Source organism: Spirosoma knui, from assembly GCF_054780635.1.
The window spans coordinates 677,995-702,892 of the sequence record NZ_BAAGVY010000001.1 but is presented as its reverse complement, the minus strand read 5'-3'; the positions used below and the strand labels follow the sequence as shown (position 1 = coordinate 702,892).

Below are 24,898 nucleotides of genomic sequence, written 5' to 3'. Positions count from 1 at the left end.
ATCATGAAACGCATACTCACATTAATTGCTCTGGTTACACTAGCTACGGCGGCCGGGGCTCAGGACACGCCAGACCGCGACGAATACGCAGGCATACTGGCCTCGCCCTATCAACAATACGTAACGTTCAATTTTGCCGCGCGTTACGGGGTATCCGTTCCACTTGGTGGTACAAAAGGCTATATTGACCGGATATCACCCGCCAATTTTGCCTTAGAAGGTGAATGGCTCTTCCCGCAGCGGTTTTCGATAGGTCTCAAAACGGGTTACCAGTACAATCAGCAACGCCTGGGTCGGCAGGTATACAGCTTTGTATCGGGCAATAGCGGACAGGAGGTGTCGGCCGTACAAACCCGTACGCTAACGGTTATTCCGGCCATGGCATCGCTATCGTATTACTTTGCCGATAATGCCGCAGCCATTCGCCCCTACGTTCAAATGGCGGGCGGTGGCGCTTTCGTCGATTACACCAATTTCTTCGGTACGTTGGCCGACCAGCAGAACGGCTTTAAAGCCGCCATTGCGCCTTCGATTGGGGTTAAATACTACGGCAAGCGTGAGCAGGGCTTCGGCGCCGAGATTCAGGCTCAGTATCAGCAGGTGTTCTTCAATTATGATCTCCTGAAGAACAACAGCCCCTCCCTCCTGCTATCTGCTGGAATCGTGTATCGGTGGTATTAGGGATAACGTAACACGGACCGTCCGCGTTACATAAGTCGTTCAATGTTCGGTGGTAAACTACGCCCGGCAGCCCGACGTTCAGCCGCATAATCGGCGAGCGTTCTGGCTAGTCGGGCGTTTTTACGCTCGTCCAGGCCAATGATTTGCGTTACGTCCTTATCCGTAAAAAACGCTTTCATAATGAGCTGATTCCAGGCGGCTTCGTCGAAGTAGTCGGCAGGATACGGATTGTGTAGCATGATGGCCGACTGCACATCGGCGATGTTGTTGCGAATCCCTTCCGTTGCCTGAAAACGCCAGGCCTCCGGGTGCGCCAGCACGGGCAAAGCCGAATACAACGCCACGAGTTCGTTCAGTTCACCCGCTCTGAATAACTCAGTAATCGTTTTGACGTAACTGGCCTGATCGTCGGCAGGCAGCTGCAGCAACCACCACACGCGGGCCAGGCGATCCAGCGTCCAGCCGGTTACGGTAAAGCCGGGCCGGATACGTTCCAGCGCAAAATTAATATCCTGTGGTACGTCAATGGGCCGCTTGCCCACAAAACGGGGCATGGCGGTAAAGACCCGGTAAAAGAGCGACGTTTGTGGATTTGCCTGAAACGAATCGGCCTGTTGCTGCAGGTAAGAAACCGCTTTTTCTGAATCAGGTTGCTGTTCGATCAGGTAGAACAGCGTTTGGCTCATAGACAAAATATTCATAGCGCAAAGGTACGAACGGTGGCACGGACAGTATCTCGATCCTGTGCCCTTTATGCGTTATAAACACGAACCAGCGCCCATCTTACTTTAGTTTCGCTTTCGGATGCGCCTGATCGTAGGTTTTTTTCAACTGCTCTAAACTCGTATGCGTATAGATTTGGGTAGCGGCCAGACTACTGTGGCCGAGCAGGTCTTTGATGGCGTTCAAGTCTGCTCCCCGGTTCAGCAGATGCGTAGCGAAACTGTGGCGCAAGACGTGCGGGCTCTTTTTTTCTAGAGTCGTAACCAGGTCGAGGTGCCGTTTAACGATACGCTGGATCAGCACCGGATATGCGGCCACGCCTTTATCACTCACGATCAGGTATACGGCATCGGCCTGGCCTGAGAACTCCTTTTCTTTTGACTGATTGTATTGCTGAATTAACTCGAAAAGCGGCTGGGTTAAGGGTACAACGCGGTGCTTATTACGCTTTCCGAGAACAAGAATAGTCCGGTCGTACAGATTCACATCCGCCGTTTTCAGGCTGATGAGCTCGCTTAACCGAATCCCCGTTCCGTACAGTAGTTCGAGCACTAACTTATCCCGCACCCCTTCGAACGTATCCGGAAAATCGACTTCGTTCAGTAAAGTCTCCATCGGCTTTTCCTCGACGTAAATCGGCAGCTTTTTACTGGCCTTCAGGGCCTGCACCTTCGTCGTCGGATCGGCATCGATACGTTTCTGCCGGAGCAGATATCCATAAAAGCTACGTAACGTAGCGATCTTGCGATTCACCGACGATTTGTCCATGCCGCCTTCAACCAAACTCACAATCCAGGAACGGATATGGCGAAAATCGGCCTTCTCCGGTTGACCAAGGTTACATTCGGCGGCCAGAAACGTACTGAACTGCTCCAGATCGTTGGTGTAGGCTGTTAATGTATGGTGACTTAGTCGCTTTTCGTAGCGGATATGCTGAAGAAAATCGGCCGTTAAGGACTGTTCGGTTGGATTCATAACTGAAGCTGAGCGCCGATTGAGACGTAAACAAAGCTACTTTATTTTACTGTGCTTTTGCAGTAAACAGGGGGCAATAAAAAAGCAGCAAACATCACTGCCTGCTGCTCTTATCTCTTGGTTAGCCTCGGTTATATTGCTGACTGCGCATTCAACAATGTCCGGCTAACTGCACACCACAAATCAATTCCGGCCAGGCCGACGCTCAGATGGGTGGCCTCTATTGCTCCGTGTGGTTACCGTACATCCGCTCCTTGTAGGCAGCTTTGATGATCTCGGTGCGACGCTTTACCGACGGTTTTTGGAAAGCCGTCCGCGCCCGCAACTGCCGCAACACGCCCGTTTTTTCGAACTTCTTTTTGAAGCGCTTCAGGGCCTTGTCAATCGACTCGTTGTCTTTTACGTTAATGATAAGCATGTGTTAAATATTGTGTTTTAGCTAAAACGGGTAGCAAAGGTAATAGATTTGCAGCTATGAAGCAAGCCATTATTGACTTAGGCACGAATACATTTCACCTGCTCATTGTCGAAAAACAGGAAACAGCCTACCAAACGTTATTCCGCGAAAGCCGCCCGGCAAAGATCGGCCAGGCGGGTATCAATCAAGGCATTATCACCCAGGATGGTATTGAACGGGCTATCACCGTACTGACCTATTTTCGGGAAGTGCTGCATCAACATAACGTAGCGCCCGAACACGTTGCCGCCATCGGGACCAGTGCCATTCGGGTAGCCCGCAACCAACAGGAGTTTATCGACCGGATTCGTGACGCAACCGGTATTTCAATCCAGGTTATCTCGGGCGATCAGGAGGCTGAATACATCTACAAAGGCGTTCGGGCCGCTGGCGCGCTCGACGACCAAATCGCCCTCGTCATAGACATTGGTGGAGGGAGCGTCGAATTTATTCTGGGTGATCAGAACCGCATGTTCTGGAAACAAAGTTTTGAAATTGGCGGGCAGCGGCTTCTCGAGCGCTTTATGCCCGGAGCGCCGGTGGTTCGGCATTCCGACCGTTCCGACCCGATTACCCCAGGTAGCATCAACCGGTTGCATAGTTATTTTCAAGAGCAGCTGTTGCCCTTGGCCAATGCCATTCACCAGTATCTGCCTGCCGTGCTGGTTGGGTCATCGGGCACATTCGATACGCTCGTTGATATGTGGTTCATGCACGAGCAGGGGCACCTGCCCCCCGCCGACCAAACCGCCTTTGCATTACCGGTTACCGAGTTCTACCGCGCGTACGAACAGCTTATCAGCCGAAACAGCGAGGAGCGCATGCAAATTCCGGGCATGATCGAGTTGCGGGTCGACATGATCGTTGTGGCCGTATGCCTCATTGACTACGTCCTGAAAACGTATGATATTCTTCACATCAGAACCTCAACGTATTCATTAAAAGAAGGGGTTTTGAGTAGCTTGGCCTGAGTAAACGCTTTTAATAGGAGCCTGGATAGCCACATCCAGCCGCGTAATTCTTCCCTGCCTGGACGTGGCCACCCAGGCTGACTCTATGAAAGCTGAAACAAACGAACGTTCGTCGTACCGCAACCTGATCTACACCGCTTTAATCATTGCGGCCGTAGCTACAGCTCTGGCATTTCCGGGGCCTTTCACCCAGATCGGTGATTTTCAGTTGAAACGATTAATTGTTCCCTTACTGCAAATCATTATGCTGGGCATGGGTACTACCATGTCAATCAAAGATTTTGAAGGGGTAATCAAACAGCCTCGGGCAGTACTTATTGGCGTGTCGTGCCACTTCATGATTATGCCCCTATTGGGTTTCACACTGGCCAACGTATTTAATTTCCCGCCCGAAATTGCGGCTGGCGTTGTGCTGATCGGCTGCTCACCGAGTGGGTTGGCATCGAACGTCATGTGTTACATCGCCAAAGCCAACGTACCCCTCTCGATCACCATTACGACCTTAGCGACCCTGCTTGCGCCGTTCCTGATGCCTGCGCTGATGAAATTGCTGGCCGGTCAGTTCATCGAGATCCGGTTCTGGGACATGATGATCCACATCACCGAGATCGTTATTCTTCCCGTCGTGGTTGGCCTGATCTTAAACCGCATTTTCCATAAGTCAGCCGTGGTTATTAATCGGGTTATGCCCTTAATTTCTATGGCGGGCATCGTGTTGATCGTCGCCATCATTACGGCTGCTGGTCGTGACAGCCTGCTCACCGTAGGCTGGACGCTGGCTCTGTGCGTGCTGATTCATAACCTGACCGGCTTTTTCCTAGGCTACTGGAGCGCCCGCCTGTTCGGTATGGACGAACAAAGCAGCCGGACTGTTGCCATCGAAGTAGGTCTGCAAAATGGCGGCTTAGCCTCAGGCATTGCTGTGCAAATGGGCAAAGTAGCCACTGTCGGTCTCGCCCCTGCCCTCTTCGGCCCGATCATGAACACCACAGGTTCGTTGCTGGCTACGTTCTGGAGCCAACGGCCACCGAAAGAAGTTTCTGTACCGTCAGCATCGACTCCGCAAACAGCAGCTTAATGAATTAGATTAGGTGCCCCTCCACCGGATGGGGCACTATTTTTTACCAATAAAGTTGTATATACAACTTTATTTACCCAAGTTTACGCTATGAATCCGGAAACGTATTGTATCGCAGGTCGGCTTCGTAGGTTAGCACGGATTGTAACTGGCCGCTACAACGACGCTTTCGCGGCAGAAGGCGTTACATTCGCTCAGGCTGGACTACTGATGCACATCTTCGCCAAACCGGGTATTAAACAAGCTGAACTGTCGAAGGCATTGCAGATCGAAAAATCAGCTATGAGCCGGGACGTACAGTTGCTCCAACGGAACGGCTGGCTAACGGATAACCGCCGGAAAGGTCTGTTTTTAACCGAAACAGGCACGCAGTTGGCCAAACGCTGCCATAAGATCTGGAAGGTGCTGAACGCGCAGGTTCACGAGGAGCTGGGCCGCGAAGCCGTCGAGGGTCTTTCTGTTTTCTCCAATAAGCTTTTACAAAAACCCAATTCTTAATCCGCCATCAATTCGTATGACATCTGAACTCTTAACCCAGCTCTGGCAGCTAAACCAAGCTTCAGCCACCGGACCGATCCAGAAACTGACGCTGGAGAACTACCGCAATCGCCTGACACCCGCAACTGCTTCGGCTGGCTTTATCGCCCTTCACACCGCTGAAACCATGCACCACTTTGCCAAAATGCTGTTTGGGCGGGCAGTCACCATCGATACGCAGGCGACAGGTGGTGTTTCGGACGTCGGCAATCCCCTCGATCTGGAGTCAGTACGGCAACTGGTTAGCGAAAGCTACGCGATGATTGCGGAGCACATTCGGCAAACCAGCGATGCGCAATGGGCTGAACTAATCCCTTCACCTTTTGGCGAGACCTCGCGGATGAGCGTGTTGTCCTTTCTGATGCACCATAATTCGTATCACGCGGGGCAGATCGCCCAGGCCATCAAAAAAGGGCAGGTATTTGAGTTATACGCAGCCTGAGCAACGCCATGCTACCGTCTTTTCTGCAAACGAGCCGCAGCGAGTCGTTCAAAACCTGGCGCTTCCGGACGCTGATGAACTGGTACCCGATGTTCTTCGGAACGGGTGGTAAAATTCTGTTCTGGTCAGGCGATTCACGCGAAGTTCATCTGCGGTTACGGCGAAACATCTGGACGTATAACTACGTCGGCACGATCTTCGGTGGAAGCCTGTTTGCGGCCGCCGATCCGTTCTACATGCTCATGCTGCTGCGGATTTTGGGGTCACGCTACGTTGTTTGGGACAAAGCGGGCAATATTCGGTTCCGGAAACCAGCCCGCGTTACGCTCTACGCCAGCTATCTGATTACGGACGCGGATATCGATGCCATCCGGCAGGACGTAGCGGCTAACGGTCAGACGGAGCGAACCTTTACATTGCAGTGGAAAGATGCCACGGGCACGGTGTACGCCGAGATCGAGCGGCTTTGTTACGTCGCCGACAAACAACACTACGAGCAGCGCAAAGGAGATCGGCAACGGTCGCGGTTTCATAAACCCTAGTAAGCATGGCCCTCGACCACCACCTGACGGTGCAACGTACCGCCCGCTATTTCACCATCGGCGAACTCAACGACCAGACGACGCATGTCTGGTTTTGTTTACATGGTTTCGGCCAGTTGGCGCAATATTTCAGCCGGAAGTTTACGAGTCTGGACGACGGTCACACACTCATTGTGGTGCCGGAGGGCTTGTCGCGCTCGTACCTGAATGGCCAGTACGACCGAGTTGGCGCGTCGTGGCTAACCCGCGAAGACAAGCAGCACGAAATCAATGACTTCGTTCACTACCTGAATACCTTATATACATCTATTCTGGGCAATTCAGACCCGTCCGTTCCGGTGCGTCCGCCCTTGCACATTACGTTACTGGGATTTTCGCAGGGTGCCGCAACCGCCTGCCGCTGGCTGTCAGCGAGTCTGATGCCGATTGATCGGCTGATCCTATGGGCTGGCTATTTCCCGAATGGAGCAGCAGAGCTCATAAATCCGGCCCGGCTGGCTGGGGTTGACACGCATTACGTATACGGCCATCAGGATGAATATATGGTGCAGCTCGATGATACCGAAGGCTATCTACGACGACTTCAGATCGATTTGCCCCAGCTAAAACTAACCGCCTACGAGGGTGGGCACCGTGTAGAACCTACGGTACTTACTAACCTGATCGGGAAGCAGACAGATAAAGGGTAAAATCCCAAGTCAGCCGGTTGAGGCCGATCCGGGATTTTGACAATTACGTAGCGGGATTATCGTCAGCGTTCAGCCAGACCACTTTCTGTTCCGGCTCGTGTTCCTGCCCAATGATGTCCTTGTATAAGTCCGGACGCCGGGCTTTCCGGTACCGGTAGCCACCCGCTTTCTGAAGTTTATCGGGTGTACAGGTAGCCACAACCACATCGTCACCCAGCTCACGACATTCGGCAAGAATATCGCCAAACGGATCGAGAATCATCGAACAGCCATTTTTGAGTTGGTCGTCGTCCATGCCGATTGGGTTGGCGAACACAACGTATATGCCATTATCGTAAGCGCGGGCGGGCAGCCATTTCATCAGCCAGGCCCGGCCTTTCATTCCATCGAATTCCAGACGTAGCGAAGTCGGATCGGTTTCGCGGTTGTACCACAGATTCGGATCAGCGAACCCGGCACCCGGCCGGGTCGATGGGGTCAGCATCGTTACGTGCGGCATGAAAATAATGTCGGCTCCTAGCAGCGCCGTAGCCCGCACGTTCTCCACTACGTTATTGTCGTAACAGATCAGGATACCGCATTTCCAGCCGTAGAGGTCAAACACGACGTATTGATCGCCGGGCAGCAGATGCGGATTGATGAACGGGTGTAATTTGCGGTACTTAGCCACCAGCCCGTTTTTATCGACACAGACGTACGCTTTAAAAAGCTGGTCATCGGCATCTTTCTCGAATAGTCCGGCCAGCACCACAATGTCATTGTCGCGGGCAATCTGCGTAAGGGCCTGGATACTTTTTCCGTCGGGAATAGGCTCGGCCAGCTCCAGCATTTGTTCTCTGGACAAATTCCGCGCAAACGTATAGCCCGTCACCGAACACTCGTGAAACGCCACCACCTGCGCCCCTTGTCGGGCCGCTTTGGCAGCTAACTCGCTAATGACGCTTAAGTTATAGTCTTTATCACCGCTTGCGTTCTCGAACTGAGCGGTAGCAATCTTAAGGGTTTGCATAACACGATATTAATTTCTTTATCACCCACTAAACCATCGTGCCCCAACCAGCCGGCTCCGTTCGAAAGGACTTTTAAGTGGCTAAACGACTAAACCGGGGGGCTTTCGCTTACTGCCGGTGAATTACCGTAGCTGCGGCCTGAGCGCTGGCCAGAATCGTCAGATCGGCAATGGTAACGTGAGCCGGAGCCGTTACCGCATATACGATCGTATCGGCAATATCCGTCGCCGTGAGTGGCGAAAACCCTTCATATACTTTAGCCGCCCGCTCCGTGTCGCCTTTGAATCGAACCACCGAAAACTCAGTTTCAACCGCCCCTGGCGCAATATTGGTCACTTTAATTCCATGCTGTGTGAGGTCCAGCCGCATACCCGTACTAAGTGCTTCCACGGCCGCTTTACTGGCGCAGTAAACAGCTCCGTTGGCGTACGTCTGCTTACCGGCAATAGAACTTAAATTAACGATGTGCCCCTGTTTCCGCTCGATCATGCCCGGAATAACGGCTTTCGAGACATACAGCAATCCCTGTACGTTCCCGTCGATCATCAGGTCCCAGTCGGCCGGGTCACCATCCTGAATCGGCGACATACCGTGGGCATTACCGGCATTATTCACCAGAATATCAATGGCCTTCCACGCGTCGGGCAGCGTACTGATTGCCTGTTCTACGTCCTCCCGGTTGCGAACGTCAAATTGAAGAGTCGTTACGTCCGTTTTCTGCCCTAGCTGAGCGGATAATTCATCGAGCCGCTCCTGACGACGGCCGCAGAGAATCAAGGAATAGTTGAGCGTAGCGAAGGCTTCGGCGGTAGCCCGGCCAATACCGGATGTAGCCCCGGTGATAAGTGCAATACGAGACATAAACAGAAGGCAGTAAAGACGATTTCACAAAGATAAAGCGCATTCCAAGCCCTGCAATTTTATAAAATCAGCCGGTAGCGATTCATAGTTTACGGGCTGATTTAGCCAATTTCCTATGCACATACATTCAGATTTTTAAATCTAAAAAGAGGCTGGGCCGTTGGCTCAAAAACTGAACATAAACACTTCCTGATGCTCCGCTGACTTAACTATTCTTAGTACATCACGTTAGAAGACTATCCTCCGAGCGGGCATCAAGCCCCGGATGGAACTACTCAATGAAATGCAGATTAGCTTTAATTAGTGAGCACGCATCGCCGTTAGCGCTGGTAGGTGGAGTGGATGCAGGCGGACAAAATATTGCCGTAGCCGAACTTGCCAGCCATCTGGCAAAGCTGGGATACGCAGTTGACGTGTTTACACGCTGGGACGACTCCAATCAACCCGAAATTGTTTCCTGGAAAGAGAATGTCCACATCGTTCATATACAGGCCGGTCCGAAAACGTTTGTCCCGAAAGAAGAACTTCTGTACTACATGGACGAATTTACGGAACACACGATTCAGTTCATGGAGCGTCAGACTGAGCCGTATAAGTTGATTCACGCGCATTTTTTTATGTCGGGTCTGGTAGCAGCTAATATCAAACGGGCGTTGTCGATTCCTTTTGCCGTCACCTTTCATGCCTTGGGCGAGGTGCGCAAACAGATTCAGGGGCAGTGTGATCAATTTCCGCCCGAACGGCTAAATGTCGAACAGCGGGTTATCCAGGAAGCTGATGCGTTGATAGCCCTGTGTCCGCAGGATCGTGATGATCTGTGTCATTTTTACGAAGCGGATGCCGCCAAAATTTTCACCATTCCAAACGGTTTTAATCCTGAAGAATTTTACCCGATTGATAAACAGTTAGCCCGGATTGTCCTTGGCCTTGACCCAACAGAGCCGGTTATTCTTCAACTCGGCCGGATTGTGCCCCGCAAAGGCGTCGATAACGTAGTTAAGGCGTTAGGGTATCTGCGTCGGACGTACGGCATGGTTGCCCGGCTGTTGATTGTCGGGGGCGAATCCGACCTCCCCGACCCGGACCTGACGCCCGAAATCGGCCGGTTGCAACAACTGGCGGAGGACGAAGGGGTTGCTCAGTGGGTGACGTTTACGGGTCGGCGGCAGCGCGAAACGTTACGGTACTACTATAGCGCAGCGGATGTATTTGTCACTACGCCCTGGTACGAACCGTTTGGTATCACCCCCCTCGAAGCGATGGCTTGTGGGACACCGGTGGTTGGCTCAGCGGTAGGCGGCATAAAGCAGACCGTACTGGACGGCGAAACCGGGTTTCTGGTGCCTCCCAATGATCCATCGGCGCTGGCCGCTAAGCTGGCCGCGTTGTTGTACAGTAAAAAGCTACGCAACGTAATGAGTGAAGCTTCGATCCAGCACGTTCAGGAGCATTATACCTGGCTGGCGGTAGCTCATCAAACGGCCAACCTGTACGAGTTGATTTTATCGGGGCAACTAGCGCCCGGCAAGATGCAGCGTCGAACGGTGTTGCCAACCCCGAGTTCAATACCGACGTCGGTGATTGCTGCCTCAAAAAATTAGGGTGGTTTTAGAAACAACCTTTTCACCTATCGTGAACAGATACCTTGGATAACATGCGGCCAGCCATTTTTCTGGATAAAGACGGAACGCTTATTCCAGATATTCCCTACAACGCTGACCCCAATTTGATTACGCTCTACCCCGAGACGGGACCGGCACTGCAACGGCTACAACGGGCAGGCTATCAGCTGCTGGTCGTGTCCAATCAGGCAGGGGTAGCCAAGGGGTATTTCGTGGAAGATGCATTGGAAGCTGTCTTTAATCGACTGAATGAGTTACTCAGTCCATTCGCGGTGAAACTGGATGGGTTTGAATATTGCCCCAATCATCCCGCCGGAACGGTTGAGGCCTACGCCATTGATTGCGATCGTCGTAAACCAAAACCGGGGATGTTACTCGATGCCGCCAACACATACGCCATTGACCTGTCAGTCTCGTGGATGATCGGGGATATTCTGAACGATGTTGAAGCGGGAAACCGGGCGGGGTGCCGTTCGATTCTGGTCGACCGTGGTCACGAAACGGAATGGCAACCCGGCCCTTACCGCACGCCCACCAGCGTAGTACAAAATTTAGAAGAAGCGGCCACGGTGATTCTTGAAACGACTCCCCTCCGCCCAATGACAAGCCAACAACTGACGAGTACGTCTTTGTAGGCAGTTACCTAAACGAACTCAACGCGATGAATAATACGATGAACTGGGACGAGGGCCATAACGGTCCACTGCGGATTCTTTGCGTTCGGCTCGACAATTTCGGAGATGTCCTGATGACGACACCCGCCTTCCGGGCGTTGAAACAAACCTGGCCTACCTGTCACCTAACTCTGCTGACTTCCTCAGTTGGGGCAGCCATAGCGCCGATGATCCCGGAAATCGACGACGTTATCGCGTTCGACGTACCGTGGGTTCGCGCAACTAGCGAACGCGAAGCTTCGTTCAATACGTCGGCGCAGGTGATGGATATGGCCCAGACGTTACGTAGCGCGGCCTTCGATGCGGCTATTATTTTCACCGTTCAAAGCCAGAACCCGTTGCCAGCGGCCATGCTTTGTTACCTGGCCGGTATTCCTGACGTCCTGGGCTACTGCCGCGAGAATCCCTATCAACTGCTCACCAACTGGGTACCTGACCCTGAAGTTCTGGTCGCCACGCGTCATGAGGTTGAACGGCAGTTGGATCTGGTCGCGACGCTGGGCTGCCGTACCGACGATAAACGGCTGTCTTTACAGCTGCCTGATGGCGCACGCGAACGCGCTATGCAGCAGGTATACGAAGCCGGAGTTGATTTATCGCGTCCCTGGCTGATCATGCATCCGGGTGTCAGCGAAGAAAAACGACGCTATCCCGCCAGTGGGTTTATCAAAGCAGCCCATCGGCTGGCCGACATCCACGATTACCAGATTCTGCTGACGGGTAGCTCCTCCGAATGGGCGTACGTCGATACTATCTGCCAGCAAATTGGTGAGGATGCCTTCAATCTGGCTGGTACGATGGACCTGGGTACGTTAGCTGGTCTGCTGACCGAAGCACCGGTACTCATTGCCAATAATACGGGTCCGGTACATATGGCGGCAGCGCTGGGTACGCCCGTTATTGTCCTGTACGCCAAAACGAACCCACAGCACACGCCCTGGCAGGTGCCCAGTCGCGTGTTGTATTTCGACGTACCAACCGAACTTCGTTCCCAAAATGTCCTGCTGCAACAATTTCCGGAACCGGCGCAACCAACGGCCTCACCCGATGCGGTAGTAGCGGCCGTAAAAGAATTGGCGCGCGAACTGGTTACCGCATCCGTGCGATAAGACCCTCACCAGCAAAAACCATTACGAACTCAAACATCTCAACTCAACATAACGCATGTATACCCTTGGCATTAACGCGGCTTTTCACGACCCGGCCGCCACTCTGGTGAACGATGGTGTTGTACTGGCTGCTGCCGAAGAAGAACGCTTCACCCACATCAAGCACGGCAAACGACCTGTACCCTTTTCCACTTGGGAGCTCCCGTACAACGCCATTGATTTCTGCCTGAAAACCGCGGGCATTACTTTGGCCGAAGTCGATCATATCGCGTATTCTTTCGATCCATATCCGCTGCTTGGCGACCGGAACGACGCCCTGACCGTCGAGATCCCATTTCGTCCGGAAGGCGTACAGGCAGGCATACCGGGCTTCCAGAATCCATACGAAGGATTATTTCTTGCCTCAATTCTGAATGCCCCCGGTCACCTGGTCGATGGCGTACCGCTGCACCTGTCGAAGCGGTTCCAGGGCGTAACACTCGATCAGGTCAGGCAGCGGTGGCATTTTGTGAATCACCACCTGGCGCATGCCTCCAGTGCGTTTTTACCCAGCCCCTACCCGAATGCAGCGGTGCTGGTACTCGATGGCCGGGGCGAACAGGTGTCCACTACGTACTGGCTGGGCAAGGGAAATCAGATGGAGTTGTTGAGTGAGGTTGCTTTACCCAACTCGCTGGGGCTGATGTACGAGCAAATGACCACGTATCTCGGCTTTCTTCATTCGTCCGACGAATACAAAGTGATGGCGTTAGCTTCTTTTGGCCAACCGAAATACGTCGACTATTTCCGGAACCTGATCCAGCTCGGCGAAAACGGCCAGTACACGATCGCGCCCCTGAACCTGGAGCAACAGTTTGGTCCAGCCCGCGCCAAAGGCGGTCCTCTCGAAGCGCTTCACTTCGACATTGCCCACTCCGTCCAGACGGTGCTGGAGGAAACGGTTCTGCAACTGCTCAACTGGCTCCACGAACGTACCGGTGCCGACAGCCTTTGTATGGCGGGCGGTGTGGCGCTCAACTGCGTCATGAACGCCCGGCTGCGCGATCGAGGCCCCTTCAAAAACATCTGGGTGCAGCCCGCAGCGGGCGATTCCGGAACGGCGCTCGGCGCGGCTATGTGGGTTGATGCCCAACAGCGTCAGAGTAACGAGCGGGTTTACGAAATGGAACACGCGTATCTGGGTCCGGCGTATACCGATGCGGAGATTGAGCGGTTTCTGCAGTGGTCGAAACTCCCCTACCGGAAGCTCGATAACGTAGCAGAAGAAGTTGCCGAGTACCTGGCCGACGGCCACATTATTGGCTGGATGCAGCAAGGCATGGAATTTGGTCCGCGGGCGTTGGGTGCCCGATCAATTTTAGCGCCACCGTTTCCGGCCGAAATGCAGGGTCGGCTGAACGACCTGAAAGATCGCGAGGATTTTCGGCCGGTAGCTCCCGTTGTGATGGAAGAATACGCAGCTGATTATTTTATCAACGCCCGAAAATCACCGTTCATGCTGTTTGTGAATGAGGTTCACGAAACCAGAAAACACGAAATTCCGGCCGTGACCCATACCGACGGAACGGCCCGGATTCAGACGGTTAACGCGGGTCAGAACGCGCCGTACTACAACTTGTTAAAAGCGTTTCATAAGCTGACCGGCGTTCCTATTTTAGTCAATACGTCGTTTAATACGCAGGGCGAGCCGGTTGTTTGCAGCCCACGCGATGCCATTGAATCGTTTTGGACATCGCCTTTAGACGCTTTGGTAATCGGTTCGTTTATGTTAGAGAAGACTGGTGTAGGCTGGTCACGGAGCAGCGAAGCCGTTTCAAAAGAGTTTCAGCCAATTTTTGGTTAAGTTTTTGCAGGATGTTGATTAGGCTAGTTCCGTAAGTATATCCGCTTACTCAAAGAATCTTAAATTTTGAACTTACAGCACTAGCCTGGTCGTTTTACGCAGCAGCGACGGCGACCCAACTAAATCCTCATTCACAAACAACCTTATGATCCCTGAATTTTCGGTCGTAATTCCCACGTATCAGCGACCGGCTCTTTTACTTAAATGCCTCGACGCCTTAGGGCGCCAGCGACTTCCACGCGATCAGTTTGAGATTATTGTTGTTGACGATGGCAACTCTCCTGAAACCGAAACGGCCGTTGCGCTCTTCGCCAAACAAATTGCGCGGTCGGGTGGTCCGCTGGAAGTGCGTTACCTGGGGCAGACCCAACGGCGCGGCCCGGCCGCGGCCCGGAATCGCGGCTGGCGGGCGGCACGCGGTCATGTGGTGGCCTTTACCGACGACGACTGTTTACCTGAACCCGAATGGCTTTCGGCGGCTCTACCTTCGTTTAAGCGCGGTGCCCAGGTCATAACGGGTCAGCTGCGGATGCCCTTACCCGACAACCCATCGGCCTACGACCGCACAACGGCTTTTCTGGAAACGGCCGAATTTATCACCGCCAACTGCTTCTGTCGCCGAACGGCTCTGGAACGGGTTGGCGGGTTTGAAGAAGCCTTCGACATTGCCTGGCGCGAAGACAGTGATCTGCAATTCAAGCTCATTCAGGCTGGTATTCCGATTGGCAAGTGCCCGGAAGCAATCATCGTGCATCCGCTGCGCGAGTACCCCTGGTATGCGCCCCTACGCGACGAACGGAAGAACAGCTACGACGCTTTGCTCTACAAACGCCATCCGCATTTATTCCGCGAGCGTATCCCTACGTACCGGGGACTCGTGTTGCAGTACTATATACTGGTTGCCGGTCTTTTCTTTGGTCTGATCGGACTCGTGCTTGGTCAGGGAATGGTGGCGTCTACGGGTTTAGGGCTGTGGACGTTGCTCACTGCTGACCTGGTGGTACGTTACCTGCCCGAAGACCGAATCACCTGGCTCGATCTGAAACATGCCCTGCTGACGGGACTGGCCACGCCGTTCCTGTCCGTGTATTGGCGACTGTACGGCGCGTTCAAATACCGAGTGATGTACTGGTAACGCCGGGTAAAACGTAACATAGTGTCGGGCCTTCTAACCCGACACTCTTTGTTTTAGGCTAGTCCGGGCGTTACGTCAATGTCCCGGATGTCCTTATAAACCTGAATCGAATGGCACTTAACAAGTTTCTTTCTCACCCACCGGAACGTATTGCGGTGTTCCGGGCCATCAAACTAGGTGATTTGCTCTGTGCGGTACCAGCTTTCCGAGCGTTACGTCGGGCTTATCCCCAGGCGCACATTGCCCTGATTAGTTTGCCCTGGGCCACGGAGTTTGTAGACCGATACGCCGATTATTTCGATGAGTTTATCAGCTTTCCCGGCTGGCCCGGTCTGCCCGAACAGCTGTTCGATGCGCAACGCTCCGTCGCGTTTTTGCAACAGATGCAGGCGCGTAACTGGGATGTGGTATTTCAAATGCAGGGCAACGGTACGTTGGTCAACGCAATGTCAACCTTGTTTGGCGCGAAAGCGGTAGTTGGCTACCACCCGATGCATCATCCCGAACGTTTTTTCCCTAATCCTGACCTGTTCGCACCCTATCCGGAACACGAACATGAAGTGAAGCGCTGGGTGCATTTGATGGAGTTTGCCGGTATTCAGACCCAGGGCTACGACCTGGAATTTCCGATTACTGAGCAGGATCGCGTTAAAGCCCGACAATGTCTTAGTAACTACCTAGGTCCGCAGGATCGGTACGCCATTCTGCACGCGGGAGGCATATCGGGTCGTCGCTGGCCCGAACGTCGCTTTGCCGAGGTGGGTGATGCCCTGGCTGAACAAGGTTATCATATCATACTAACGGGCACAGCCGGTGAACAGTCCATTATCGACACCGTGCAGGCCCAGATGAAGCACAATGCCGTCAGTCTTGCCGGGCAAACCGACTTGGGTACGTTAGCCGCCCTGCTCGATGGTGCGGCCGTGCTGGTTAGTAACGATACGGGAGTGTCGCACGTAGCGGCCGCCTGTCATGCGCCGAGTGTGGTCATTTTCACCTCCGCCAAACCCGCCGAGTGGGCACCGCTGGATGAGGCTAAACACCGCGTTGTTCTGGAAAGAGAGGCCACGTTGGAGTGCGTTATGCAGGAGGTTACCGATTTGTTAGCGCAACAGCCGTTATTTTCTGCGTCTAAATGACACAATGAGGAACCATTAGCGATTTGATTGTATTTTTGAAAGATGAAGGCATCTGTATTTAATCGTGCCTTTCTTCCTTCATGGATTACCTGCATCAAACTTTCAGCGTTCGGTTTACGTACAACGTTTTTTTTACGGAGCGCCTTTTCGATACAAACAATAATACCCTTGCCGACTTCTTTACGCAGCAAGCCACGGAAGTGATACGCAAAAAACTTTTGATTGTCCTGGACTCGGGCGTAGTAAGTGCTCATCCTGAGCTGGAAACAGACATCAAGCTTTATTTCGCCAAGCATAACGCTCTCGTTGAACTCGTACCCCATATACTGGTCGTTCCGGGTGGCGAAGCGGCCAAAAACGATCCGGCACTCATCGAAACGATCGTGGACGCTGTAGATCGCTATAGCATTGACCGGCATTCGTTCATCGCTGGAATTGGCGGTGGTTCGGTGCTCGATATGGTTGGGTACGCGGCTGGGATTTCGCACCGGGGCATCCGGCATATCCGGATTCCAACGACGGTTTTATCGCAGAACGATTCGGGCGTGGGCGTGAAGAATGGCGTGAACTACCGGGGTAAAAAGAACTTCCTGGGTACGTTTGTGCCGCCAGTTGCCGTGTTTAACGACAGCGTATTTCTTACTACGCTCGACGAACGCGACTGGCGGGCCGGTATTTCCGAAGCGATTAAGGTTGCGCTTATCAAAGATCGGGCGTTCTTCGAGTGGATTGAAACGAATGCCGAAGCGCTGGCCGCCCGCGACATGAACGCCATGTACTATCTCGTGCATCGGTGTGCCGAAATGCACTTACAGCACATTGCCGGTGGCGATCCGTTCGAAATGGGTTCTTCCCGGCCACTCGATTTCGGCCACTGGAGCGCCCATAAACTGGAACAGCTCACCAACTTCGAATTACGGCATGGCGAAGCCGTCGCGATTGGTATCGCCCTCGACACGATCTACTCGAATCAACTCGGCTGGCTAACTGACGCCGATACAAACCGGGTTTTGACTACGTTACGTACGCTCGGCTTCGCGCTGTACCAGCCTATGCTCGACGCCGACGACAGCGCGGGCATCCTGAAAGGCTTAAGCGAATTTCGTGAACACCTCGGCGGGCAGCTTACCATCATGCTGCTAAATGAAATTGGCCGGGGCGTTGAAGTGCACGAAATGGACACCAGCCGCATCCGGCAGGCCATCGCGACCCTGAAAGAACAGGAGCCAACCGCCGAATCTCAACCCGCCTAACCAAACCACCAGACCTGCCCGGTTCATTACCCGGCAGGTCTTCTTATGTGATGAAGACCTCTCTCGGACACCTCGGATACTGCACGAACATACACCCCGGCGAAAGCTGGGCCGATCATTTTGCCGCCCTGCAAAAAGCCATTCCTGAAGTAAAAAAACGACTTTCGCCTGATGCCCCCTTCGGTATCGGGCTACGGTTATCGAACCAGGCGAGCGAAGAGTTGGAGCAGCCCGAAAACCTGGTGGCGTTTCAGCATTGGCTAGCCGACAACGACTGCTACGTGTTCACCATGAACGGCTTCCCGTTCGGTGGCTTTCACCACACAGTTGTTAAAGATCAGGTGCATACACCCGACTGGACAACCGAAGCGCGGGTTGACTATACCAAGCGGTTGTTCCGGCTCCTGTCGATCCTGCTGCCGGTCGATGAGTTAGGCAATCCCATTACGGGTGGCGTATCGACTTCTCCCCTCTCTTATCGACACTGGTTCGAGTGGGATCAACCAGCCGCCCGCGATTACATCTATTCGCAGACAACCCAGAACGTACTGGAAGTCGTCGCCGAGTTAATCCGGCTCCGGCAGCAAACCGACCGGCTGATGCACCTCGACCTGGAACCGGAGCCCGATGGCGTGATCGAAACCGCCGATGAGTTCATTGCCTGGTTCACGGATTATCTGCTGCCGATGGGCATTGAGCAGTTAACCGAGCAGTTTGGCTTAACCGACGAAGCCGCCGAAACCGCCATCTGCGACCACGTTCGGTTGTGTTACGATGTCTGCCATTTTGCGGTGGGGTACGAGCAACCGGCCGATGTGCTGGCCAAGCTCAAAAATTATGGCTTACGCGTAGGTAAAGTGCAGATCAGTGCCGCTTTGAAAGCTGAGTTCCCGGAGGATCCAGAGGAGCGTGAGGCTGTCCGGCAGGCGTTCGAGCGATTCAACGAGCCGACCTATCTGCACCAGGTTGTCGCCAGAACCAAGTCAGGCGGGCTGCTTCGTTTTCCGGATTTACCCGAAGCCCTGGCCGCTTTTAACGAGAACCATGTCGAGTGGCGGGCTCATTTTCACGTACCACTTTTTGTTAAGGATTACGGCGTATTGCAGTCAACACAGGACGATATCGTGGAGGTGTTACGGTTGCAGGCCGATCGGGCGTTTACGAACCAGTTTGAGGCCGAAACCTACACCTGGGACGTTTTACCAGAGGGTCTGAAAGCTGATCTGGTTAACTCGATCGAACGGGAAGTCAAGTGGGTTATCAATCATATATAACGAATGAAGGTTCGTGTGTAATCTACAGTGGGATGACGTTACGTCATTTTTGTTATCTAGTAGACAGTGTCCATTGATCTATGCAAAAGACCGTAGTACTCGACGTAGTGGGCCTTTCGTATTCGCTGATCGGCGAGCATACGCCCTTTCTCAAACAGTGGTTTGCCAACAAACATCAGGCGACCATTGATCCTATGTTGCCCGCCGTGACAACGTCTGTTCAATCGACCTACGTAACGGGTAAATGGCCAAGCGAACACGGTATTGTGGCCAATGGCTGGTACGACCGTACCGACTCCGAAGTAAAGTTCTGGAAGCAGTCGAACAAGCTGGTTGGGGCCGAAAAAATTTGGGAACGCGCGAAAAAGATCGATCCCAACTTCACCGTCTCGAAGATGTTCTGGTGGTACAACATGTATTCCACCGCTGATTTTTCGGCCACTCCCCGCCCGCAGTATCCATCCGACGGAATGAAAATTGCCGATTGCTATACGCACCCCGGCGACCTGCGCGATAAACTGCAAAAAGAGTTGGGTACGTTCCCCTTATTCCAGTTCTGGGGCCCTTCAACAACCATCAAGAGCAGCCGCTGGATTGCCGATGCGTCGTTGCTGGTCGACAAGTGGCATAACCCAACGCTGACCTTAATTTACCTGCCTCACCTCGATTACTGCCTTCAAAAATTTGGTCAGGATTTTACCAAAATCGCCAACGACCTTCGGGAGATCGACGACGTTTGCCGGGATCTGATTCAGCACTACGAACAGCAGAATGCCGAGGTCATTGTCCTTTCGGAATACGGCATCACGAACGTCAGCAAGCCGATTCACATCAACCGGATGCTGCGCGAGGCCGGTCTGATTCGTTACCGCGAAGAACGGGGTCTGGAAGTATTCGACGCGGGCGCTTCACCCGCTTTCGCTACGCCCGACCACCAGATTGCTCATGTGTATATCAATGACCCGTCCGTATACGGGACCGTTCGCTCAATGCTGGAGAAAACGCCGGGCATTGAGTTAGTGCTCGATAAGGAACAGCAGAAGCAATACCACATCGATCACGAGCGCTCCGGTGACTTTGTGGTCATGGCCGATGCCGATAGTTGGTTTACGTATTACTACTGGCTCGACGATGCCCGCGCTCCGGACTATGCCCGATTAGTTGCCATTCACCAGAAGCCTGGCTATGACCCCGTTGAGATGTTCATGGATCAAACTAACCCACTGATCAAGCTCAAAGCCGGATACAAACTCGGCCGGAAACTGCTCGGCTTCCGTTACCTGATGAACGTAATTTCGCTCGATGCAACGCTCGTTAAGGGTTCGCACGGACGTATCGGTACCGCTCGCGAACATCATCCGGTATTTGTGAGTAGCCGCAACGTCGGTCAGTCTTTATCAGCTACCGCGGTGTATGATCAAATCTGGGAGATGATTTCGGCGGGCGTACCTGCATAATTACTGGCTGATACTCATTAAATTGGGCACAAAAACGCGGGGTAACAAATCAGTCTCCTTGCCGGTTATTGACAACGAACAATTTCATCATGAAAGCTCTTGTCGTCCTCCTGCTTCTGTTCGGCGCGGCCTGCACATCGAGTCGACCTCCGGCGGTAAATGCTCCGGCCGATGGCGCCGAGTATTATCAGCCAAATCAAACGACGTACGCGCTCCGGCCCCGAATCTATCCTGACCCGCACGGTGGCCTGGGCCATTCGCAGGACCCCGATATTCGCGTAACCGATATCCGGCTGACGGCTAGTTATACGGTGCTCTACATGACATTCGGCAAGGATCCGAACGAACGGAATAACAATTACTTCGGAGCCAGCAGCATTTCGTTCAATCCGAAAGCGGTACTGGCGTCGTCGGACGGCAAAAAGACGTATGCCTTACTGAAAACCGAAGGTATTCCGATGTCGCCCCAGACGAGGGAAATCAAGAATGATGAAAAAGTGCCTTTCGTGCTCTATTTCGAGCGGCTCGACAAAGGCGTAGAATCGTTTGACCTCTTTGAGTGCAAAAGCGACAATCAAAGCTCCTGTTTTAACGTAGCGGGCATGGCCGTACACAACCCAATCGAGTCAGCCGAGCAAACGCAACCCCCGAAATAGCACTCCGATACGTATCATCACGAGACGAGCCAGCATGCACCCGTTTGTATGCTGGCTCGTCTCATTAATACGACTTCAGAAAAAATATCATTTGTTGCCAGCGTTTTCAACCGTTGCTTCGTCTTGGTGTATAAAGACCCTTAACTGGTATTTACTCAACTTACACGCGATGAAACGGCTCGTCAAAATTTCCTATTCTATTGTCTTATGCATCCTGATCGGCTACCTGAGTGGTGGCTGTAGCCAACCCTCGGCTCCGGAAGCGGCACCTCAAGCCACGTGTCGATTACTGGCCTATGAAGCTGTGTCAACGGCTAAGCTCTTTACCGAAAATCGCCAAACGACCTACGCGTACGACACGCAGGGGAATCTGTCAAGAACCACCGCCACAACAGACAAACGAGTTACGAGTGGAACCATTGGCAATCAGACCGGAACCGTAACGGTTAGCTATGCGTACGATGCAGACGGCTATTTGAAAGCCAGTACGTCGCAGGAATTATACGTAACAATCGCCACACCGGATAAAACTATCCGCGAGCAGATAACAACCACAAAAAGTTATTCCTACGTCAACGGAAGGCTGTCGGCTTCCGTAACAAAACGAGTAGGAGCGTATGGAATCACAACGATGACAACCGATACCTTTACGTATGATGAGGCAGGTGATCTGATCAGCAAAACTGAAACCAGCACCAGCGAAGTCCACGCCCCGTCAATCGCCAAAGAAATTCCGACTAACTCCGCCGGGGGCACGAAGACCTGGACGTATCAAAAGAATCGGTTAGTTGATTACGTTGAACAGATGGGTGACGTAGTACAACGCCCACTGACGATTCAGAACGGAGTCGTGACCCGATTAACGGGTTCGAATTATGAGCTACGTATTGAAACCGACAACCAGCAGCGCGTTACCAAACAGGAAGAATACGCCAATGGGCAGTTGATTCGATACTATACCCAGACATGGAGCGATGCAAAGAGCCCTTTATCGGTACTACCGGCGTTTAAAGGGTTTTCGGTTGTGTTGCCCGCATCCGAATTTGGTCAGGACGGCGTGTTAACGTCCCGAAAATCATTTATACGGAACGACGTAACAGGGGCGATGGAGCAGTATGACGAAACGGTGTATACCATACAGGCTAGCGCACAGAATCTTGTTGACAAGGTCAGCAGTACCACCAGACATCCGAATCCGGCGGCTTCCTCGCAGGATGTCGTCACAACCGAAACGTACACGTATTCCGGTTGTCAGTAGATTCTCGTATTCAACCGTCCGCTGCGCTTGATCAGTCGTTCGTTTGCCGATATTATTGAGGGTTGCCGCCGAGGTCAGGAGGCAGCCATGCAGGCGTTTTACGAACGTTACTACAGCTATGCCCTGTCGGTTTGCCTGGCCTATGCCAGCAATGAGGAGGATGCCCGCGAAATGCTTAATGATGGATTCCTTAAAGCGTTTAAGCGCCTTGGGGAGCTAAACAATGAGGATGCGTTGCAATGGTGGCTACGACGTATTCTGGTCAACACCGCGATTGATTATTATCGGAAGAATCAAAAACGACGGGTCGAGATACCTGCCGACTCAGTAGCGTATACCCTTGAAGAACCGTATTTAAACGATCAGGCAATTTTTGCGCAGCTTTCTGCCGAAGACATCCTGGCGGTATTGCATCAGCTACCCGTGCCTTATCGGATGGTATTTAGTCTCTACGTGCTGGAAGGATACACTCATCGAGAAATCGCCGAACAACTACGTATTGCCGAAAGCACCTCCCGCGCCCACCTCAGCGAAGCAAACCGACTGTTACGGAGGGCATTAACGGCACAAACCTCAAAAAAGCATGAGCGAACAGGACGATAAACAACTTCACGACTGGGTACGTCAGTCGTTGCATAGCTACCGTCCTGGCTATAACGCCCAGGATTGGAAGCAGATGCAGCGCCTGATCCGTCGCCGTCGCTGGTGGCGTCTTGGTCTGCTTGGCGTAGTCAGTCTCCTAATTGTTTCGACTATCGGCTGGTATCTGCTTGGCTCACTGTCTACTTCGGTACCGGCAGACTTGGGTAAGAGCAAAATCAAAGTTGGTTCTGTTACGTCTGATCAAAAAAGCCAGTTGCGTTCACCGGCCCCATCAGACGTGTCCCAACCCGCTGAAGTCCAACGGATCAAAAAGCATTCGGTTGTTGCGCGCAAACCCGTTCCGCCCGCGCCTGCCGAAAAACAATTCGTGACACCCATACAGCCGCATCGGCAACTTGTTCCCCTTCCTGCCAACCACCCGCTTGCCCTTAGCCGATTACCCGTCGTATTTAGCCCGGAAGAAACCGCCATTCAACAGCAGATGCTAACGGCAGATTTTGGTCATGATTCAACTTCGTATCAAACACTGGCTCGTAACTTCTCCCAGTGGCCCGACGCGGTTGTTGTGTGCGACCTGACCACGAGTATGTATCCGTATACTACGCAACTGTTTGCGTGGTTACGAAAAAACGCCCAAAATCCGTCGATTAAGGGATTTGTGTTTTTTACCGACTGCGATAGTCTTGGTCAACAAACCCGTCCGGATGGTCCTCCGGGACAAATGTTCGTTAGCCGTGACCGGGACGCTATGAAAGCACTTCCGCTAATGCTCAAAGCAGCTCGAAATACGATTCAAAACGATGATGAGGCTGAAAATGACGTAGAAGCTTTGCTGTATGCTCAAAAAACGTTACCCAAGGCGAAGCATCTGATTCTGATTGCAGATAACATCAGCACGGTTAAAGACATGCGCCTGCTCAACAACGTAACGTTACCGGTTCATGTCGTGCTCTGTGGAACTACCGGAAGTACGACGGAGCTGCCATTTCAAAACGATTACTTCGCTATTGCCAGCCGAACAAAAGGTAGTTTACATACATTGGAAGACGATCTCAAACCTCAGGATATGTCGAATAAATCGGTGATCCGGGTGGGTTCGCACTATTACCGCTACAACACCCGAAAAAAACAGTTTAAGCTGACCCGTTTTACGTATCGTCCGACGCGGTTTTTGGGCCTTTTCTGGTGGTAACAACACGATCCTGGTTCAACGGTTGACAGAAACGTCCGGCTTTTTTTCGGCCAGCAACACACCGAAAGCGCCAATCAGACGTTGAAAATAGAGTGTTACTACGTAGTTAAAGTCTGATTATGCCGTTTCTTGGAATTGTAAAACAAAACCAACGTCTCCTTCGAATCTCGTTTCTGTCGCTTACTTGCTTAACAATCAGCCTGCTGACAATAGCCCAGATAAATCTTAAATATCGGCTGCTGAACGGCTACACGCTGAACACCGACGCGCCCGTCAACAAAGGCAAACCAACACTTTTTGTATTCGAGCAAAACGAAACCTTAGACAAGGTATTTCAACCCGCCCACCGGGCCGACCGGCCGAATTTCACGAAAGAAATGGTAGTCGGCATTGCTTTATCCCCAACCAATACGCCACCAAAAATTTCGGTTAGCAAAGTATTTGTGCAGGATTCTGTGCTGACCGTTCGGTACGTCCGCATGGCGGATACCACGCTCACGAAGGCTCCGCTGGCTAGTCGGGTGCAGCCGACCTTATTGGTGGCTATACCGAAGCAAAGTGTCCTGAAAACCCGACTTATTGAGAACGGGAAAGTCATCCAAACCCTTCAGAAGCACGAAGCGGATTAGCTAATCATTAGCCGACAAATTTGAAAAAGCGAACCGTGGCGGCTCGCTTTTTTGTTGCGCTAAGACAGGAGTTTCCCGAACAGTGTCC

General features: G+C 52.7%; 26 protein-coding genes. 21 read left to right on the top strand and 5 right to left on the bottom strand.

Annotated features, from left to right (window positions below; genetic code table 11):
* The first annotated feature begins 3 nt into the window (after nucleotides 1–3).
* Nucleotides 4–681, top strand: a complete 678-nt coding sequence (locus tag ACYVIY_RS02895) for a hypothetical protein (protein WP_460974756.1) — start codon at nucleotides 4–6, stop codon at nucleotides 679–681.
* A 26-nt stretch (nucleotides 682–707) separates the two neighbouring features.
* Here the strand turns inward: ACYVIY_RS02895 and ACYVIY_RS02890 are convergent, their stop codons facing one another.
* The 3 genes from ACYVIY_RS02890 to rpsU form a co-directional block, all read right to left on the bottom strand.
* A complete protein-coding gene (locus tag ACYVIY_RS02890) occupies nucleotides 708–1,382 on the bottom strand; it encodes an EboA domain-containing protein (protein ID WP_460974755.1) in 675 nt (224 codons plus the stop codon).
* An 82-nt stretch (nucleotides 1,383–1,464) separates the two neighbouring features.
* The gene (locus ACYVIY_RS02885; protein ID WP_460974754.1) at nucleotides 1,465–2,379 is read right to left on the bottom strand and encodes a tyrosine-type recombinase/integrase; all 915 of its coding nucleotides are present in this window, start codon (nucleotides 2,377–2,379) and stop codon (nucleotides 1,465–1,467) included.
* Between the two features lie 220 nt (nucleotides 2,380–2,599).
* The gene (gene rpsU, locus ACYVIY_RS02880; protein ID WP_460974753.1) at nucleotides 2,600–2,797 is read right to left on the bottom strand and encodes a 30S ribosomal protein S21; all 198 of its coding nucleotides are present in this window, start codon (nucleotides 2,795–2,797) and stop codon (nucleotides 2,600–2,602) included.
* 56 nt (nucleotides 2,798–2,853) lie between these two features.
* On the opposite strand from rpsU, the gene ACYVIY_RS02875 reads away from it, so the two are divergent.
* From ACYVIY_RS02875 to ACYVIY_RS02850, 6 genes are all read left to right on the top strand, one after another.
* A complete protein-coding gene (locus tag ACYVIY_RS02875; protein WP_460974752.1) occupies nucleotides 2,854–3,807 on the top strand; it encodes a Ppx/GppA phosphatase family protein in 954 nt (317 codons plus the stop codon).
* A gap of 85 nt (nucleotides 3,808–3,892) precedes the next feature.
* Entirely contained in the window at nucleotides 3,893–4,885 is a 993-nt protein-coding gene (locus ACYVIY_RS02870) for a bile acid:sodium symporter family protein (RefSeq protein ID WP_460974751.1), read from the top strand.
* Between the two features lie 90 nt (nucleotides 4,886–4,975).
* Nucleotides 4,976–5,383, top strand: a complete 408-nt coding sequence (locus ACYVIY_RS02865; protein ID WP_460974750.1) for a MarR family winged helix-turn-helix transcriptional regulator — start codon at nucleotides 4,976–4,978, stop codon at nucleotides 5,381–5,383.
* A gap of 16 nt (nucleotides 5,384–5,399) precedes the next feature.
* Nucleotides 5,400–5,864 carry a DinB family protein gene (locus ACYVIY_RS02860; protein ID WP_460974749.1) on the top strand — a complete coding sequence of 155 codons (465 nt, stop codon included), beginning with the start codon at nucleotides 5,400–5,402 and terminating at the stop codon, nucleotides 5,862–5,864.
* Between the two features lie 8 nt (nucleotides 5,865–5,872).
* Nucleotides 5,873–6,406 (top strand): DUF4442 domain-containing protein, encoded by a 534-nt coding sequence (locus tag ACYVIY_RS02855; protein WP_460974748.1) that lies wholly within the window; start codon nucleotides 5,873–5,875, stop codon nucleotides 6,404–6,406.
* A 5-nt stretch (nucleotides 6,407–6,411) separates the two neighbouring features.
* A complete protein-coding gene (locus tag ACYVIY_RS02850) occupies nucleotides 6,412–7,095 on the top strand; it encodes an alpha/beta hydrolase (protein WP_460974747.1) in 684 nt (227 codons plus the stop codon).
* A gap of 43 nt (nucleotides 7,096–7,138) precedes the next feature.
* On the opposite strand, the gene ACYVIY_RS02845 is transcribed toward ACYVIY_RS02850, so the two are convergent.
* Nucleotides 7,139–8,104: a nitrilase family protein gene (locus ACYVIY_RS02845; protein ID WP_460974746.1), complete on the bottom strand. Its 966-nt coding sequence runs from the start codon at nucleotides 8,102–8,104 to the stop codon at nucleotides 7,139–7,141.
* Nucleotides 8,105–8,213: 109 nt separating this feature from the next.
* Nucleotides 8,214–8,966 carry an SDR family NAD(P)-dependent oxidoreductase gene (locus ACYVIY_RS02840; RefSeq protein WP_460974745.1) on the bottom strand — a complete coding sequence of 251 codons (753 nt, stop codon included), beginning with the start codon at nucleotides 8,964–8,966 and terminating at the stop codon, nucleotides 8,214–8,216.
* Between the two features lie 278 nt (nucleotides 8,967–9,244).
* On the opposite strand from ACYVIY_RS02840, the gene ACYVIY_RS02835 reads away from it, so the two are divergent.
* From ACYVIY_RS02835 to ACYVIY_RS02770, 14 genes are all read left to right on the top strand, one after another.
* Complete coding sequence (locus ACYVIY_RS02835) at nucleotides 9,245–10,567, top strand: glycosyltransferase family 4 protein (protein WP_460974744.1); 1,323 nt, start codon at nucleotides 9,245–9,247, stop codon at nucleotides 10,565–10,567.
* A 53-nt stretch (nucleotides 10,568–10,620) separates the two neighbouring features.
* A complete protein-coding gene (locus ACYVIY_RS02830) occupies nucleotides 10,621–11,223 on the top strand; it encodes a D-glycero-alpha-D-manno-heptose-1,7-bisphosphate 7-phosphatase (RefSeq protein WP_460974743.1) in 603 nt (200 codons plus the stop codon).
* A 26-nt stretch (nucleotides 11,224–11,249) separates the two neighbouring features.
* Complete coding sequence (locus ACYVIY_RS02825) at nucleotides 11,250–12,371, top strand: glycosyltransferase family 9 protein (protein WP_460974742.1); 1,122 nt, start codon at nucleotides 11,250–11,252, stop codon at nucleotides 12,369–12,371.
* 55 nt (nucleotides 12,372–12,426) lie between these two features.
* Nucleotides 12,427–14,214: a carbamoyltransferase family protein gene (locus tag ACYVIY_RS02820; RefSeq protein ID WP_460974741.1), complete on the top strand. Its 1,788-nt coding sequence runs from the start codon at nucleotides 12,427–12,429 to the stop codon at nucleotides 14,212–14,214.
* A gap of 145 nt (nucleotides 14,215–14,359) precedes the next feature.
* Complete coding sequence (locus tag ACYVIY_RS02815) at nucleotides 14,360–15,349, top strand: glycosyltransferase family 2 protein (RefSeq protein WP_460974740.1); 990 nt, start codon at nucleotides 14,360–14,362, stop codon at nucleotides 15,347–15,349.
* A gap of 110 nt (nucleotides 15,350–15,459) precedes the next feature.
* Nucleotides 15,460–16,488, top strand: a complete 1,029-nt coding sequence (locus ACYVIY_RS02810; RefSeq protein ID WP_460974739.1) for a glycosyltransferase family 9 protein — start codon at nucleotides 15,460–15,462, stop codon at nucleotides 16,486–16,488.
* 80 nt (nucleotides 16,489–16,568) lie between these two features.
* The gene (locus ACYVIY_RS02805; protein WP_460974738.1) at nucleotides 16,569–17,741 is read left to right on the top strand and encodes a 3-dehydroquinate synthase; all 1,173 of its coding nucleotides are present in this window, start codon (nucleotides 16,569–16,571) and stop codon (nucleotides 17,739–17,741) included.
* Between the two features lie 50 nt (nucleotides 17,742–17,791).
* Nucleotides 17,792–19,015 (top strand): metabolite traffic protein EboE, encoded by a 1,224-nt coding sequence (gene eboE / locus ACYVIY_RS02800; protein ID WP_460974737.1) that lies wholly within the window; start codon nucleotides 17,792–17,794, stop codon nucleotides 19,013–19,015.
* Between the two features lie 80 nt (nucleotides 19,016–19,095).
* Nucleotides 19,096–20,472 carry an alkaline phosphatase family protein gene (locus ACYVIY_RS02795; RefSeq protein ID WP_460974736.1) on the top strand — a complete coding sequence of 459 codons (1,377 nt, stop codon included), beginning with the start codon at nucleotides 19,096–19,098 and terminating at the stop codon, nucleotides 20,470–20,472.
* A gap of 89 nt (nucleotides 20,473–20,561) precedes the next feature.
* Nucleotides 20,562–21,128, top strand: a complete 567-nt coding sequence (locus ACYVIY_RS02790; protein ID WP_460974735.1) for a hypothetical protein — start codon at nucleotides 20,562–20,564, stop codon at nucleotides 21,126–21,128.
* Nucleotides 21,129–21,297: 169 nt separating this feature from the next.
* Nucleotides 21,298–22,386, top strand: a complete 1,089-nt coding sequence (locus ACYVIY_RS02785; protein ID WP_460974734.1) for a hypothetical protein — start codon at nucleotides 21,298–21,300, stop codon at nucleotides 22,384–22,386.
* Between the two features lie 27 nt (nucleotides 22,387–22,413).
* Nucleotides 22,414–22,989: an RNA polymerase sigma factor gene (locus ACYVIY_RS02780; RefSeq protein WP_460974733.1), complete on the top strand. Its 576-nt coding sequence runs from the start codon at nucleotides 22,414–22,416 to the stop codon at nucleotides 22,987–22,989.
* The gene (locus tag ACYVIY_RS02775) at nucleotides 22,970–24,181 is read left to right on the top strand and encodes a hypothetical protein (protein ID WP_460974732.1); all 1,212 of its coding nucleotides are present in this window, start codon (nucleotides 22,970–22,972) and stop codon (nucleotides 24,179–24,181) included. The genes ACYVIY_RS02780 and ACYVIY_RS02775 overlap by 20 nt, the downstream gene beginning before the upstream one ends.
* A gap of 119 nt (nucleotides 24,182–24,300) precedes the next feature.
* Entirely contained in the window at nucleotides 24,301–24,810 is a 510-nt protein-coding gene (locus ACYVIY_RS02770; protein ID WP_460974730.1) for a hypothetical protein, read from the top strand.
* The last annotated feature ends 88 nt before the right edge of the window (nucleotides 24,811–24,898 follow it).

Coding starts and splice junctions, on each gene's coding strand:
- ACYVIY_RS02895 (WP_460974756.1), top strand. CDS start 4: ATGAAACGCATACTCACATTAATTGCTCTGGTTACACTAGCTACGGCG.
- ACYVIY_RS02890 (WP_460974755.1), bottom strand. CDS start 1,382: ATGAATATTTTGTCTATGAGCCAAACGCTGTTCTACCTGATCGAACAG.
- ACYVIY_RS02885 (WP_460974754.1), bottom strand. CDS start 2,379: ATGAATCCAACCGAACAGTCCTTAACGGCCGATTTTCTTCAGCATATC.
- rpsU (WP_460974753.1), bottom strand. CDS start 2,797: ATGCTTATCATTAACGTAAAAGACAACGAGTCGATTGACAAGGCCCTG.
- ACYVIY_RS02875 (WP_460974752.1), top strand. CDS start 2,854: ATGAAGCAAGCCATTATTGACTTAGGCACGAATACATTTCACCTGCTC.
- ACYVIY_RS02870 (WP_460974751.1), top strand. CDS start 3,893: ATGAAAGCTGAAACAAACGAACGTTCGTCGTACCGCAACCTGATCTAC.
- ACYVIY_RS02865 (WP_460974750.1), top strand. CDS start 4,976: ATGAATCCGGAAACGTATTGTATCGCAGGTCGGCTTCGTAGGTTAGCA.
- ACYVIY_RS02860 (WP_460974749.1), top strand. CDS start 5,400: ATGACATCTGAACTCTTAACCCAGCTCTGGCAGCTAAACCAAGCTTCA.
- ACYVIY_RS02855 (WP_460974748.1), top strand. CDS start 5,873: ATGCTACCGTCTTTTCTGCAAACGAGCCGCAGCGAGTCGTTCAAAACC.
- ACYVIY_RS02850 (WP_460974747.1), top strand. CDS start 6,412: ATGGCCCTCGACCACCACCTGACGGTGCAACGTACCGCCCGCTATTTC.
- ACYVIY_RS02845 (WP_460974746.1), bottom strand. CDS start 8,104: ATGCAAACCCTTAAGATTGCTACCGCTCAGTTCGAGAACGCAAGCGGT.
- ACYVIY_RS02840 (WP_460974745.1), bottom strand. CDS start 8,966: ATGTCTCGTATTGCACTTATCACCGGGGCTACATCCGGTATTGGCCGG.
- ACYVIY_RS02835 (WP_460974744.1), top strand. CDS start 9,245: ATGAAATGCAGATTAGCTTTAATTAGTGAGCACGCATCGCCGTTAGCG.
- ACYVIY_RS02830 (WP_460974743.1), top strand. CDS start 10,621: ATGCGGCCAGCCATTTTTCTGGATAAAGACGGAACGCTTATTCCAGAT.
- ACYVIY_RS02825 (WP_460974742.1), top strand. CDS start 11,250: ATGAATAATACGATGAACTGGGACGAGGGCCATAACGGTCCACTGCGG.
- ACYVIY_RS02820 (WP_460974741.1), top strand. CDS start 12,427: ATGTATACCCTTGGCATTAACGCGGCTTTTCACGACCCGGCCGCCACT.
- ACYVIY_RS02815 (WP_460974740.1), top strand. CDS start 14,360: ATGATCCCTGAATTTTCGGTCGTAATTCCCACGTATCAGCGACCGGCT.
- ACYVIY_RS02810 (WP_460974739.1), top strand. CDS start 15,460: ATGGCACTTAACAAGTTTCTTTCTCACCCACCGGAACGTATTGCGGTG.
- ACYVIY_RS02805 (WP_460974738.1), top strand. CDS start 16,569: ATGGATTACCTGCATCAAACTTTCAGCGTTCGGTTTACGTACAACGTT.
- eboE (WP_460974737.1), top strand. CDS start 17,792: ATGAAGACCTCTCTCGGACACCTCGGATACTGCACGAACATACACCCC.
- ACYVIY_RS02795 (WP_460974736.1), top strand. CDS start 19,096: ATGCAAAAGACCGTAGTACTCGACGTAGTGGGCCTTTCGTATTCGCTG.
- ACYVIY_RS02790 (WP_460974735.1), top strand. CDS start 20,562: ATGAAAGCTCTTGTCGTCCTCCTGCTTCTGTTCGGCGCGGCCTGCACA.
- ACYVIY_RS02785 (WP_460974734.1), top strand. CDS start 21,298: ATGAAACGGCTCGTCAAAATTTCCTATTCTATTGTCTTATGCATCCTG.
- ACYVIY_RS02775 (WP_460974732.1), top strand. CDS start 22,970: ATGAGCGAACAGGACGATAAACAACTTCACGACTGGGTACGTCAGTCG.
- ACYVIY_RS02770 (WP_460974730.1), top strand. CDS start 24,301: ATGCCGTTTCTTGGAATTGTAAAACAAAACCAACGTCTCCTTCGAATC.